The sequence below is a fragment of the Streptomyces sp. NPDC015144 genome, from assembly GCF_043079735.1.
Lineage (GTDB): Bacteria > Actinomycetota > Actinomycetes > Streptomycetales > Streptomycetaceae > Streptomyces.
On record NZ_JBIBUU010000007.1, the window covers coordinates 39688 to 52955 of the forward strand.

Here is a 13268-nt window from a genome sequence, read left to right on the forward strand (position 1 = left end):
GTCAGCTCTTGTACGCCTTGGCCGCGGCGGACTCCAGCGCGGCCTGGGTCCCCGCGACGTCCTTCGGGTTCTTCAGGAAGTCCTGGAGGATCTTCCACTCGCCCTTGCCGGGCGTCCCGCCGAACGACTGCGGGGCCTGGTCGGACATGTCGAACCGGACCGCGTCACCGGCGCCGATCAGCGCCTTCGCCATCGTGCGCTGCACCTCGTTCGGGTACGCGGCGTCGTCCAGGCCCTTGTTCGGCGAGATGAACCCGCCCTGCTCGGCCATGATCTTCGCGGCGTCCGCCGAGGCCAGCCAGGTCAGCAGCGCCTGGGCGCCCTTGCCGTCCTTCAGGGCCACCGCCGCGTCGCCCCCGGTCACCACCGGCGCCTCGGCACCGACCGACGGGAACGGGAACACCTTGGCGTCGGTCCCGATCTTCGCCTTCGTCTGCGCGATGTTGACGGCCACGAAGTCGCCCTCGTAGACCATGGCGGCCTTGGGCTGGTCGCCCCCGGTGAAGGTCTGGGTGACCGAGGCCGGGAACTCCGTCTGGAGCGCACCGTCGGCACCGCCCGCGATCAGCGACGGCTTGCCGAAGAGCTCGGCCAGCGTGGTCAGCGCGTCCTTGACGGACGGGTCCGTCCACTTGATCTTGTGCTGGGCCAGCTGGTCGTACTTCTCCGGACCGGCCTGGGAGAGGTAGACGTTCTCGAACCAGTCGGTGAGCGTCCAGCCGTCCGCGCCGCCGACCGAGACCGGGGTGACGCCGGAGGCGGAGACCGTCTCGGCGGTCTTCAGGAAGTCCTTCCAGGTCTTCGGCTCGCTCGCGCCCGCGTTCTCGAACGCCTTGGCGTTGTACCAGATCAGGGACTTGTTGGCGGCCTTGAAGTAGACGCCGTACTGGGTGCCGTCCACCGTGCCGAGGTCCTGCCAGACCTGGGAGTAGTTCTTGGCCAGCTGGGCCTTGGCCTCGGGGCCGACCGGCTTCGCCCACTTCTTCTGCGCGGCCTGCTGGACCGCGCCGACCTGCGGGATCATCGCGACGTCCGGCGGCTGACCGCCCGCGATCTTCGTACCGAGGAAGTTGACGATCGGGTCCTGCGCCGGGACGAAGGTGACCTCCGCGCCCGTGCGGCTCTCGAACTCCTTGAGCACCTTGACGAAGTTGGCCTGCTCGGTGCCGGTCCAGACCGCCGCGACCGAGAGCTTCTGGCCGTTCAGCTTGGGCAGCGAGACGCTCGACGAGCCGCCCTTGCCGCTGTCCGTTCTCGGTGTGCTGGGCTTCTCCTCGTTGCTGCACCCGGTGAGGGCGAGGGCGCCGGCGGCGGTGACCACCGCGACGGCCCTGCTGATCCGAAGGGTTGTGCGCATTGCTTCCCCGTCTCTCACATCGTCGTGTGCGCACAGTCCTACGCCGGGCGCCGGGGGCCCGCAATACCGACCTCCGACTCAACTCCCTTATCGTGATGGGCTCGTGACGTGAGGTCAGAGCATTGTCGGGGCATGTCCGGACCCGGCCCGGACGGACGCGTCCGGCGGGGTGCCGGGTGCGACGCGGTCAGGAGGGGACGGGACCGAGCGGCGCTATCGGATCGGCGTCGACCGAGCGGGCCGCCCACTCCAGCGCACTGGCCAGCAGGGCCAGATCGGTCGGCCCGTTGCCCAGCTCGCGGACCGGGCGCCGGGTCGGCGGATCGCCCATCCGCTCCCACTCCAGCGGTACGACGGTGGGGCGCAGCGTGGCCGTGCGCGGGATGCGGCCCGTCACCCGGCCGCCCTGGAAGGGGGTGACCCGCCCGTCCGGATGGCCGAGCCGGCCCCGCCCGGGCGCCGGGTCCTCCGGCGCGCGCGGCACCGCCGGGGCGTCCAGCACGATCCGCAGCCGGGCCCCGTGGGCCAGGTCCGTGTCCTCCGTGCGGTCGGGCCGGGCGGACGCCGCGACCAGGTGGACGCCCAGCCGCCCGCCCTCCCGGGCCACCGCCTCCAGGGCCCGCACCACCGAACCGGCGGCGGGGCGCCCCGGGCTGCCGAGCGCCGGGGCGACCAGCGCGTCGAAGTCGTCCGCAAGCACCACGAGCCGGGGCAGCGGGGAGGGACCGGGCGCGGCGGGCCGGGGCGTGGAACGGAGCCGGAGCGTCCCGCTCGCCGGGGCGTCCACATCACCGCGCTGCTCCGCGGCCGACGCCGGACGCTGGCCGACCAGCCGCCGCGCCACCTCCTGCCGGTGGTGCCACTCGGCGAAGTCGTACGGGCCGATCAGCTCGGCCCGGCGCTTCAGCTCGCCGCTCAGCTCCTGGGCGAACTCCCGCATCCGCACCGGGTCGGAGGCCACCAGATGGGAGAAGGCGTGCGGCAGCTCCATGCAGGGGCCGAGGCCCTCGCCCCGGTCCCCGCCCGCGCCGTCGACCAGCATCAGACCCAGTTGGTCGGGGCGGGCGGCCGCGGCGAGCGAGGCCGCGACGGCCCGCAGCAGCTCCGTACGCCCACTGCCGGCCGGCCCCTCGATCAGCAGGTGCGGGCCCTCCTCGGACAGGTCGACGCCGACCGGGCCCCGGGGCCCGGCCCCGAGCACCACCATGGGCCGCCCGACCGTCACGGACCCCTCGGACCCGGCGGAGCCGTCGACGGAGGCCGGGGCGGCGGCCGCGGGCGCCGTGGAGATCCGGGGGGCGTCCATGCCGCGCTCCCCGCTCACCCGGCGCGAGGACCCGGGCCCGGAAGCGGCGGCACGCGGACCACCGGACCCGGCGACGGTACGCCCGGAGCCGGGCGCGTCCAGCCCGTCCCCGGGAAGCAGTACATGACCGGGGGCGCCGACATGGGTGGCGTGCTCGCTGCCCGGGAACGGGGCACCGCCCACCCGCTGCGCCCCCACGCGGGGTCCCGCCGCGCGCGGGTGCTCCGTACGGTCCGGGTCGCGGCCCTCCGGGGCGGGGCCGCCGTCCGGCCGGCGGCCCGCACCGCGCACCGGGGCGCCGGGCTGCTCGTCGGCGGTGGAGGCCCAGCGGGCCATCAGGGACGCCGGGGTGGCGCGCGCCAGCCCCAGCTCGTCCAGGAGCCGGGCGGTCGTCGGCAGCGCGGCCGCCGGCCGGCCGTGCGCCGGGGCCGCCCCCTCCGCGCGCAGCGGCGCCAGGGCCCGGCCGAACCGCTCCGCCCAGTGCGCCGACACCGCGTCCACCGCGGCGACCGTGCCGCGCCCGGCGGCCTGCCCGTCCGCCGTCCGCAGCAGCCGCAGCGCCGTCGCCACGTCGCCACTGAGCATCGCCACCGCTCCGCACTCGCGGAAGGGGATCGAGGCGTGGCAGGCGGCCTCGTACGTCGCCGCGACCGGTGAGGTGGGGGTGGCGGCCGGGGTCTCGGCCAGACAGATCAGGTGGATGCCCGCCGCGGCACCGGCGGCGGCCAGCCGGGCGGCGTTCTCCCGCAGCGCGGCCGAGCCCGGGTCGCCGTCGAGGACCACCACCGTGTACGGACCCGCGTACCGCGCCGCGGCCTCGGCGACCGTGGCCCGGTCCTGGCTGGCCCAGCCGGGCCCGAGCGGGCCGTCGTCCAGCCGGCGGGCCAGCTCGGCGACCCGGGCGGTGGCCTGGTCGCGGTCGTGGGCGAGGAGCAGGCGGCAGTCCTGGCCGTGCGCCGGGCGCAGATGGGGCAGCCAGCCGAGCCAGGCCCACTCGCGTCTGCGCTCCTCCGCGCCGCGCGCCCGGTCCACGCTGATCAGCACGATCTCCAGGTCGGCCGGGGAGTGCAGCGCGGCGAGCTGCGCCACCACGGACCGGGCGAGCCCGGCCAGCCTCGTCCGCGGCCCGGCCAGCCCGAGCGAACCGGCCTCCCGCAGCCCCACCGTCACCGGCACCGAGGGCAGCTCCGCCCGGTCGGTCGTGCCGAGCCGCACCACGAGCGCCTCGGGGTGGCCGGCGGCGCGCTCCCAGAGCCGGGGCCCCGGGCCGAGCGCGGTCAGCAGCACCTCCGCCGGATCGGGCCAGGCGCTCCGCTCCGCGCCGCCCGGCGGGACCGGGGCGGGGCCGGACGCGGCGGGGCCCGGACCTCCCTGGCCCTCGGCGGACTGGGCGGCCTCGCCCCGGCCGCCCGCGAGGCGGCGGGCCCAGGCGCCGATCCCGCCCCGGCGGGGCGCCCCGCCGTCCGGCGCGGCCGGTCCGGCCGCACCGGCCTGTGCCACGTCGTCGTACGCCGGACCCGGGTCGGGGGAGCCGGGGGCTCTGAGGGAGGGGTCGTCGGTGGGCGCGACATGGTCCGGGCCGGTGCGGTCGGCGGTGCCGGAGACCCGGAGGTGGCCCTCGCCGTCGGGGGCGGTGGGCAGGGCGGGGGTCGGCGCGCCGGACGTCAGCCGGAGCGTGGACTCGCCGAGCCGCAGCAGCGCGCCGGGCTTCAGCCGGACCGGGCGGTCGTGGACCGCCGCGCCGTCGAGCAGGGTGCCGTTGGTGGAGCCGAGATCGGCCACCGAGACCGTGCCGTCGCCCAGGACCGTCACCGCGCAGTGCAGCCGGGACACGTCGGGGTCGTCGAGCGGTACGTCGGCGTCGGCGGAGCGGCCGATGCGGATCCGGCCGCCGTGCAGCAGATGGACCCCGCCCGCGTCCGGCCCCGCGACCACGTGCAGCCGCGCCGGGACGGCGTCGTCCACCGCCTCGTCCTCGCTGGGGACCTGGAGCGAGAGCACCGCGCCGTCCACCAGCGGCGGCTCGCCCAGCGCGGAGCGCTGCCCGTCGAGCCGCTCGCGCCCGGCGTACAGCACCACCGCGCCGCCGCCGAGCTGGCCCTCGGGACCGAGGACGGCCGTCGCGAGCTGGGAGGCCACGGTGGCCAGGGCCGTCCCGGGCGGGGCGGTGACCAGCACGTCGCACGCGCGCGCCGGGGTCTGGCCGCTGCGCGGCGCGAGGACGGTCAGCCGGATCTGCATCGCCGTTCAGCGGTCCCTTCTGCGCGCCGCGCCGAGCAGGGGAAACGCCCTGTGACTCCCCCCGCCCGCCGCGGACGCGTCGTCCGGTACGGGTTCGTCACGCACCGAGGGGCCCGACCCCACAGTCCGTGCTGGAGGCATCCTCGCACTTGCCACTGACATCGTGCCCGCGGGTCACCGCTTAACGATCTTGAAACGTCGGCTGTGCGCCCATAAGTGCCTGCTTGGAGCGGCGCTTGCGGGGACGGAGCCGTTCCGGAAGTGTCTGCGGAGCGACATCTCGAACGCGAGTGCGGCAACCATCGGCCCGGAAAGGGCGTCTTGTTCCGGGAACGTCCCTGTCCTCCCGAGAGGGGCCGCCAGGGCGTACGGGCTGATGGGAGGCCCCGGGGCCGTCCCGGGGATCTGTCCGGAAACCGTCGTCCCATGACCGACGGTGACAGTTTGACGAGAGGCCAAAGGGTGTCCACCGGGCACCCCTTAGAGTTAGCCGGAACTCCCGGGCGGAAGCCGGGAACACCGTAAGCACCACGATCTGCAGGGAGCGCATGACGTGCGGCCGGTAGGCAGCAAGTACCTCCTGGAGGAGCCGCTGGGACGCGGCGCCACGGGCACCGTCTGGCGGGCCCGCCAGCGGGAGACCGCGGGCGCCGAGGCGGCCGTCGCCGGTGAGCCCGGCGAGACCGTGGCGATCAAGGTCCTGAAGGAGGAGCTGGCCAACGACGCCGATGTCGTGATGCGCTTCCTCCGTGAGCGCTCCGTGCTGCTCCGGCTCACCCACGAGAACATCGTGCGCACCCGCGACCTGGTCGTCGAGGGTGATCTCCTCGCCCTGGTCATGGACCTGATCGACGGCCCCGATCTGCACCGCTACCTGCGCGAGAACGGCCCGCTCACCCCGGTCGCCGCCGCCCTGCTCACCGCGCAGATCGCCGACGCGCTCGCCGCCAGCCACGCCGACGGCGTCGTCCACCGCGACCTGAAGCCCGCCAACGTCCTGCTGGACGAGAGCGGCGGCGGGATGCGCCCGATGCTCACCGACTTCGGCATCGCCCGGCTCGCCGACTCCCCGGGGCTCACCCGCACCCACGAGTTCGTCGGCACCCCCGCCTACGTGGCGCCCGAGTCCGCCGAGGGCCGCCCGCAGACCTCCGCCGTCGACATCTACGGCGCGGGCATCCTGCTGTACGAGCTGGTCACCGGCCGCCCGCCGTTCGCCGGCGGCACCGCCCTCGAAGTCCTGCAGCGGCACCTCAGCGAGGACCCGGTCCGCCCCGGCAACGTCCCCGCCCCGCTGTGGACGGTGATAGACCGCTGCCTGAGCAAGGACCCCGACCGGCGGCCCAGCGCCGAGAACCTCGCCCGCGCCCTGCGCGTCGTCGCCGAGGGCATCGGCGTGCACGCCACCTCCGCCCAGATCGCCGCGGCCGACGGCGTGGGCGCCCTGCTCGCCCCCGACCCGGCCCCCGCGGCCGTCCCGGGGACCCCGGGCGCGGCGGACCCGACCCAGGTGCTGCCGAGCAACGCGGGCTCGTACGACCCGGCCGCCGCCACCAGCGTCCTGCCGCAGACCGGGCCGGGCGCGGGCGGACACGCCGACCCGACCTCGGTGCTGCCCCCCGTGCCCCCGCGCCCGGACGGACCTCCGCAGCCCGAGGAGCCGCACCCCTGGCAGTCCCAGCTCCGGGCCGCCCGCGACCGCAACGAGCAGACCCAGCTCCAGTACCTCGACCCGAGCGAGGACCCGCTCCGTCGCCGCCCCCAGCGCCCCCAGCCGCAGCAGCAGCCCCAGCAGAGGCGCCAGCCGCCGCCGCAGCAGCAGTACCAGCAGCAACAGCACTACCCCCAGCAGCAGTACCAACCGCAGCCCCAGCCCCAGCAGCAGTACCAGCCGCAGCAGCAGCGCCAGCAGTACGCGCCCCCGCAGCAGCCGGCGCCCCAGCAGCCGCAGCCGCCTGCCCCGCGTCCGCCCCGCGAACCGAGGCAGCGCAGCGCCAACCCGATGCGCATCCCCGGTCTGGGCTGCCTCAAGGGCTGCCTGTTCACGCTGGTCCTGCTCTTCGTCGCCGGCTGGCTCATCTGGGAACTGACCCCGCTCCAGGACTGGATCGGCCAGGGCAAGAGCTACTGGAAGGCGATCAGCGACACGGTCTCCACCATCGGCGACTGGATCTCCAAGCTGGGCGGCGACGGAAACCCCTGAGCGACCACCGCACGCGGCGGCCCCGAACGGCCGCCGCACCGGCGGCCGATGCGGCCGCGACCCCATCAACTCTGTAGCTATGTCGACTTCCGTGGGCCAGTTTCCATCGCATATCGCCCGCGGAAGTGAGGTCTGGCGCCATCCCGGGCACTCAACCCCCCGGCCGACGCGTAACTTTGTCGACCGGGGGTCATGAGCGACGGTTCATCGCCAGCCGCTGAGGGAGCAGTCTTGGCACGGAATATCGGCAGCCGGTACACCGCACACCAGATCCTGGGGCGCGGCAGCGCGGGCACGGTCTGGCTCGGCGAGGGGCCCGACGGCCCGGTGGCCATCAAGCTGCTCCGCGAGGACCTCGCGTCCGACCAGGAGCTCGTCGGCCGCTTCGTCCAGGAGCGCACCGCCCTGCTCGGTCTCGACCACCCGCACGTCGTCGCCGTCCGCGACCTCGTGGTCGACGGCAACGACCTGGCCCTGGTCATGGACCTGGTGCGCGGCACCGACCTGCGCACCCGCCTGGACCGCGAACGACGGCTGGCCCCCGAGGCGGCCGTGGCGATCATCGCGGACGTCGCGGACGGCCTCGCCGCCGCGCACGCCGCCGGGGTGGTTCACCGCGACGTCAAGCCGGAGAACATCCTGCTCGACATGGAGGGCCCGCTCGGCCCCGGCGGCGCGCACCCGGCGCTGCTCACCGACTTCGGCGTGGCCAAGCTGATCGACACTCCGAGACGCACCAAGTCCAGCAAGATCATCGGTACGCCGGACTACCTGGCGCCCGAGATAGTCGAGGGGCTGCCGCCGCGCGCCGCCGTCGACATCTACGCCCTCGCCACGGTCCTGTACGAACTGCTCGCCGGTTTCACGCCCTTCGGCGGCGGACACCCCGGCGCGGTCCTGCGGCGGCACGTGACGGAGACGGTCGTCCCGCTCCCCGGCATCCCCGAGGAACTCTGGCAGCTCCTGGTCCAGTGCCTGGCCAAGGCCCCCGCGTCCCGGCTGCGCGCCTCCGAGCTCGCGGCCCGGCTGCGCGAGCAGCTCCCGCAGCTGGCCGGCATCCCGCCGCTCGACGTGGACGAGCCGGACGCCGAGCCGGAGGCCGGTGCCTACGACGAGCGGGAGTACGCCCCCGCCGCCGAGGAGCCCCGCCGTCGCGGCGCGGTGCCGCTGGTCCCCGGTTCGTCCGCCGACTCCAACCGGGACACCCACACGAGCATGCGCGTTCCGGCCCCCGACGAGCTCTCCGGCGGCCCCCGGGGCACCGCGCGGGCCCCCCGCTCCCCGGGCGCCCCCCGCCCCGGCTCGGCCCGGAACAAGTCCGCCGCGGTCCGCAAGCGCCGCATCGTGCTGGGCGCCGCGGCCCTGGTGCTGCTGGCCGCGCTCGGTCTGGGCGGCGCGCTGGCGCTGGGCGGCGACGACGCGGACGCCCCCGACGGGAAGCCGGGAACCTCGGCGCCGGAGGCGCCCTGACCCGGTTCCCGGGCGGGCCTCGGGGCGTCCGGCGCGGCTGATTGCGGGAGGAAACGGACGGCCCGAGGAATGTCCGCGCCGACAGCCGTTACGCTGGACCCGTGGCAGTCGTCGATATTTCCGAAGAGCTGAAGTCCCTCTCCTCGACCATGGGGTCGATCGAGGCCGTCCTGGACCTGGATGCGCTGAGGGCGGACATCGCCGTGCTTGAGGAGCAGGCGGCCGCGCCCTCCCTCTGGGACGATCCCGAGGCGGCGCAGAAGATCACCAGCAAGCTTTCCCACCTCCAGGCCGAGGTCCGCAAGACGGAGGCGCTCCGCGGCCGGATCGACGACCTCGGAGTCCTCTTCGAGCTCGCCGAGGACGAGGGCGACGCCGACGCGCTGGCCGAGGCCGAGGCGGAGCTGGAGGCGGTCCGCAAGGCGCTGGACGAGATGGAGGTCCGTACCCTCCTGTCCGGCGAGTACGACGCCCGCGAGGCCCTGGTCAACATCCGCGCCGAGGCCGGTGGCGTGGACGCGGCCGACTTCGCCGAGAAGCTCCAGCGCATGTACATCCGCTGGGCCGAGCGGCACGGCTACAAGACCGAGGTCTACGAGACGTCGTACGCGGAGGAGGCCGGCATCAAGTCGACCACCTTCGCCGTCCAGGTGCCGTACGCCTACGGCACGCTCTCCGTCGAGCAGGGCACCCACCGGCTCGTCCGGATCTCCCCCTTCGACAACCAGGGCCGCCGCCAGACGTCCTTCGCGGGCGTCGAGGTGCTGCCGGTGGTCGAGCAGACCGACCACATCGAGATCGACGAGTCCGAGCTGCGCGTGGACGTGTACCGCTCCTCGGGCCCCGGCGGCCAGGGCGTCAACACCACGGACTCCGCGGTCCGGCTGACCCACCTGCCGACCGGCATCGTGGTCTCCTGCCAGAACGAGCGCTCGCAGATCCAGAACAAGGCGTCCGCGATGAACGTCCTCCAGGCGAAGCTGCTCGAACGCCGCCGCCAGGAGGAGCAGGCCAAGATGGACGCCCTCAAGGGCGACGGCGGCAACTCCTGGGGCAACCAGATGCGGTCGTACGTCCTGCACCCGTACCAGATGGTCAAGGACCTGCGTACGGAGTTCGAGATGGGCAACCCGGAAGCGGTCTTCAACGGCGAGATCGACGGCTTCCTGGAAGCCGGTATCCGCTGGCGCAAGCAGCGCGAGAAGTAGTCGGCGCACAGCCTTCCCGGCGGTGCCGGAGACCCGAGCGGTCTCCGGCACCGCCGTTTTCCGTTGCCTGTGGGGGAGTTGGTGCCACCGCTCGTGCGGGCGCCGTGGGGAGTGCGTCACAGTCCTGCCTCTGTCTGGTGACCAACTGCGACCAAACCGGCGCATAGCGCACGGAACGGCCTTGACGTAGTCCTTAACCGTGGCCAAGGTGCTAGGGCAGCATGCGTATGTCTGGGACAGGTGTGAACGGGGGCGGGCGGCATGACCATGACTCTGTGGGGCGCCGTTCGGAGCGAACTCCGGAGAACCGGGGCCCGCATATGGCTGCTCCACTGACGAGATCAGCTACTGGGGGTAGCAGCACATGACGAAGAAGACGCGCGTTCGCGTCGCGCGGATCGCCGCGGGTGCGGTCATCGCAGCGGGTGCCTCGCTCACCGCCGCCGGCGTCGCCTCGGCGGTCGGCGTCGATGTCAACGTCGCCGGACTGTCGGCCAAGGCCGAGGTCACCGGCGGCGGCGAGGACGGCGACGGCGAGTGCAGCCCGATCGACCCGCGCTGCAACGAGACCGGCGGTAACGAGACCGGCGGTAACGAGACCGGTGGCAACGAGACCGGTGGCAACGAGACCGGCGGTAACGAGACCGGCGGTAACGAGACCGGTGGCAACGAGACCGGCGGTAACGAGACCGGTGGCAATGAGACCGGCGGTAACGAGACCGGCGGTAACGAGACCGGTGGCAACGAGACCGGCGGCAACGAGACCGGCGGCAACGGCAACCAGGGTGGCAACGGCAACCAGGGCGGCAACTCGTCCAACGGTGGCAACGGCAACCAGGGTGGCAACTCCTCCACCGGCGGCTCCGGCAACCACGGCGGCACCTCCGGCAACGGCGGTAGCTCCTCCAACGGTGGCAGCTCCTCCACCGGCGGCAACGGTGGCACCGAGGGCGGCTCCACCGGCAACGGCGGCGCCACCGGCGGCTCCGTGACCGGCGGGGGCGACGACTCCTGCACCGTCGACCTCGACGGCGCCAAGTGCGCGGACAACACCACCCCCGACTCGGCCGGCAACCAGCCGGTCGAGCAGGGCAAGGGCAAGGACGAGCTCGCCGAGACCGGCGCCGCCGAGACCACCTTCCTGGTGGTCGGTGCCGCGACGATGATCGCCGGAGGCATCGGCTTCCGCATCCTGCCGCGCCTGATGAGCGGCCGCGCGGCCGTCTAAGGATCGCCGTCCGCGCCGGGCAGTGCCCGGCGCACAGGCACAGAGGGGCCCGGGACGCCATTCGGCATCCCGGGCCCCTCGACGTACGTACCGTGCCCGGAAGGGGTGAGGGCCTACGCGCCCTGGTGCGCCAGCAGTGCCAGGGCGCCCACCAGCACCACCAGCAGGGCCACCAGCATCACCGGACTCAGCCCGGCGAACATCCCCTGCCCCTGCTCCCGCTGAAGCCGCTCACGGCTCGCCCGGCACACGGGACACCGGCCCTCGCTGACGGGCGCCGCGCAGTTCGCGCACACCAGTCGGTCGTAGGTCATGCGCCTTCCTCCTCCCGCGCGGCGGAGCCGCGACCCGCTGGACGCTCCGCACAACGCTCGTGGAAACGCAACCGTTCCCCTCCCACTGTGCCAGCTCGCGCGGGTTTCGGCGCGGCCCGCCGGAGATCACCTGTTCCGTCATACTTACGTCCTGCGTCCGGGCGGCCCCGTTCCGACACAAATCGCCCATCCCCGGACGTGCGCCTGCACGCCTGAGTCCGGTTCGCGTATGGTCACGCACACCTACTCCCGGCCGACCGTGGTGCATCCGTGATCCGATTCGACAACGTCTCCAAGACATACCCGAAGCAGAGCCGCCCCGCTCTGCGGGATGTGTCCCTCGATATCGAGAAGGGCGAGTTCGTCTTCCTGGTGGGCTCCTCCGGCTCCGGCAAGTCCACCTTCATGCGACTCATCCTCCGTGAGGAACGCGCCAGCCAGGGCGCGGTCCATGTCCTGGGCAAGGACCTCTCCCGCCTGTCCAACTGGAAGGTGCCGCACATGCGCCGCCAGTTGGGCACGGTGTTCCAGGACTTCAGGCTCCTGCCCAACAAGACCGTCGCGGAGAACGTGGCGTTCGCGCAGGAGGTCATCGGCAAGCCGCGCGGCGAGATCCGCAAGGCGGTGCCCCAGGTCCTCGACCTGGTCGGCCTCGGTGGCAAGGAGGACCGGATGCCCGGCGAGCTCTCCGGTGGTGAGCAGCAGCGCGTGGCGATCGCGCGGGCCTTCGTCAACCGTCCCATGCTGCTGATCGCGGACGAGCCGACCGGCAACCTCGACCCGCAGACCTCCGTCGGCATCATGAAGCTGCTGGACCGGATCAACCGGACCGGCACCACCGTGATCATGGCGACCCACGACCAGAACATCGTCGATCAGATGCGCAAGCGCGTCATCGAGCTGGAGAAGGGCCGTCTCGTACGCGACCAGGCGCGCGGCGTCTACGGCTACCAGCACTGAGCACCGAGCACTGAAAGGACGCCATGCGCGCCCAGTTCGTCCTGTCGGAGATCGGCGTCGGCCTCCGTCGCAACCTCACGATGACCTTCGCCGTCGTCGTCTCCGTCGCCCTCTCGCTCGCCCTGTTCGGCGGCGCGCTGCTCATGCGCGAGCAGGTCAGCACGATGAAGGACTACTGGTACGACAAGGTCAACGTCTCGATCTTCCTCTGCAGCAAGGCCGATGTGACCTCGACGCCGAAGTGCGCCAAGGGTGCGGTCACCACCGAGCAGAAGCAGCAGATCAAGAGTGACCTCGAGAAGATGGACGTCGTCGACACGGTCAGCTACGAGTCCGCCGACCAGGCGTACAAGCGCTACCAGGACCAGTTCGGCGACTCGCCCATGGCGAGCAACATCACGCCCGACCAGATGCAGGAGTCGTACCGGGTCAAGCTCCACGACCCGAAGAAGTACAAGGTCGTCGCCACCGCCTTCGCGGGCCGTGACGGGGTGCAGTCCGTACAGGACCAGAGAAGCATCCTGGACAATCTCTTCGGTCTGATGAACGGCATGAACGTGGCCGCCCTCTTCGTGATGGCGCTGATGCTCGTCATCGCGTTGATGCTGATCGTGAACACCGTCCGGGTGTCCGCGTTCAGCCGACGGCGCGAGACCGGGATCATGCGGCTCGTCGGGGCCTCCGGCTTCTACATCCAGATGCCGTTCATCATGGAGGCCGCGTTCGCCGGACTCATCGGCGGCGTGCTGGCCTGCGTGATGCTGCTGGCCGGCCGGTACTTCCTGATCGACGGCGGCCTGGCCCTCCAGAGCAAGCTGAACCTGATCGAGTTCATCGGCTGGGACGCGGTCTTCACCAAGCTGCCCCTGGTCCTGGCGATCGGCCTGCTGATGCCCGCCGTCGCCGCGCTCTTCGCGCTCCGCAAGTACCTCAAGGTGTGACATGCGCCCCCGGGGGCGCGCGGCCAACAAGCCGTGCGCC

At 73.1% G+C, this 13268-nt stretch carries 9 protein-coding genes; 6 read left to right on the top strand and 3 right to left on the bottom strand.

Features of this window, described 5'->3' with window-relative positions:
- Window position 1: 1 nt before the first annotated feature.
- Window positions 2-1357, bottom strand: coding sequence for an ABC transporter substrate-binding protein (locus tag ACF08W_RS14320; RefSeq protein WP_385209684.1), 1356 nt, complete (start codon window positions 1355-1357; stop codon window positions 2-4).
- A 187-nt stretch (window positions 1358-1544) separates the two neighbouring features.
- Window positions 1545-4904 (bottom strand): FHA domain-containing protein, encoded by a 3360-nt coding sequence (locus tag ACF08W_RS14325; RefSeq protein ID WP_392279387.1) that lies wholly within the window; start codon window positions 4902-4904, stop codon window positions 1545-1547.
- 553 nt (window positions 4905-5457) lie between these two features.
- Here ACF08W_RS14325 and ACF08W_RS14330 point away from each other — a divergent pair.
- The 4 genes from ACF08W_RS14330 to ACF08W_RS14345 all read left to right on the top strand — a co-directional run bounded on the left by ACF08W_RS14330 (window position 5458) and on the right by ACF08W_RS14345 (window position 11013).
- Entirely contained in the window at window positions 5458-7107 is a 1650-nt protein-coding gene (locus tag ACF08W_RS14330; protein ID WP_392279388.1) for a serine/threonine-protein kinase, read from the top strand.
- Window positions 7108-7338: 231 nt separating this feature from the next.
- Window positions 7339-8577 (top strand): serine/threonine-protein kinase, encoded by a 1239-nt coding sequence (locus ACF08W_RS14335; protein WP_385209693.1) that lies wholly within the window; start codon window positions 7339-7341, stop codon window positions 8575-8577.
- A gap of 101 nt (window positions 8578-8678) precedes the next feature.
- A complete protein-coding gene (gene prfB, locus ACF08W_RS14340; RefSeq protein ID WP_352273660.1) occupies window positions 8679-9785 on the top strand; it encodes a peptide chain release factor 2 in 1107 nt (368 codons plus the stop codon).
- Window positions 9786-10149: 364 nt separating this feature from the next.
- A complete protein-coding gene (locus ACF08W_RS14345; RefSeq protein WP_392279389.1) occupies window positions 10150-11013 on the top strand; it encodes a hypothetical protein in 864 nt (287 codons plus the stop codon).
- A gap of 113 nt (window positions 11014-11126) precedes the next feature.
- Here ACF08W_RS14345 and ACF08W_RS14350 read toward each other — a convergent pair whose 3' ends face one another.
- Window positions 11127-11327, bottom strand: a complete 201-nt coding sequence (locus ACF08W_RS14350; RefSeq protein WP_352273662.1) for a hypothetical protein — start codon at window positions 11325-11327, stop codon at window positions 11127-11129.
- 270 nt (window positions 11328-11597) lie between these two features.
- Between ACF08W_RS14350 and ftsE the strand changes: the two genes are divergently transcribed.
- Window positions 11598-12287, top strand: a complete 690-nt coding sequence (gene ftsE / locus ACF08W_RS14355) for a cell division ATP-binding protein FtsE (RefSeq protein ID WP_148838248.1) — start codon at window positions 11598-11600, stop codon at window positions 12285-12287.
- A gap of 23 nt (window positions 12288-12310) precedes the next feature.
- Entirely contained in the window at window positions 12311-13228 is a 918-nt protein-coding gene (gene ftsX / locus ACF08W_RS14360; protein WP_352273663.1) for a permease-like cell division protein FtsX, read from the top strand.
- The last annotated feature ends 40 nt before the right edge of the window (window positions 13229-13268 follow it).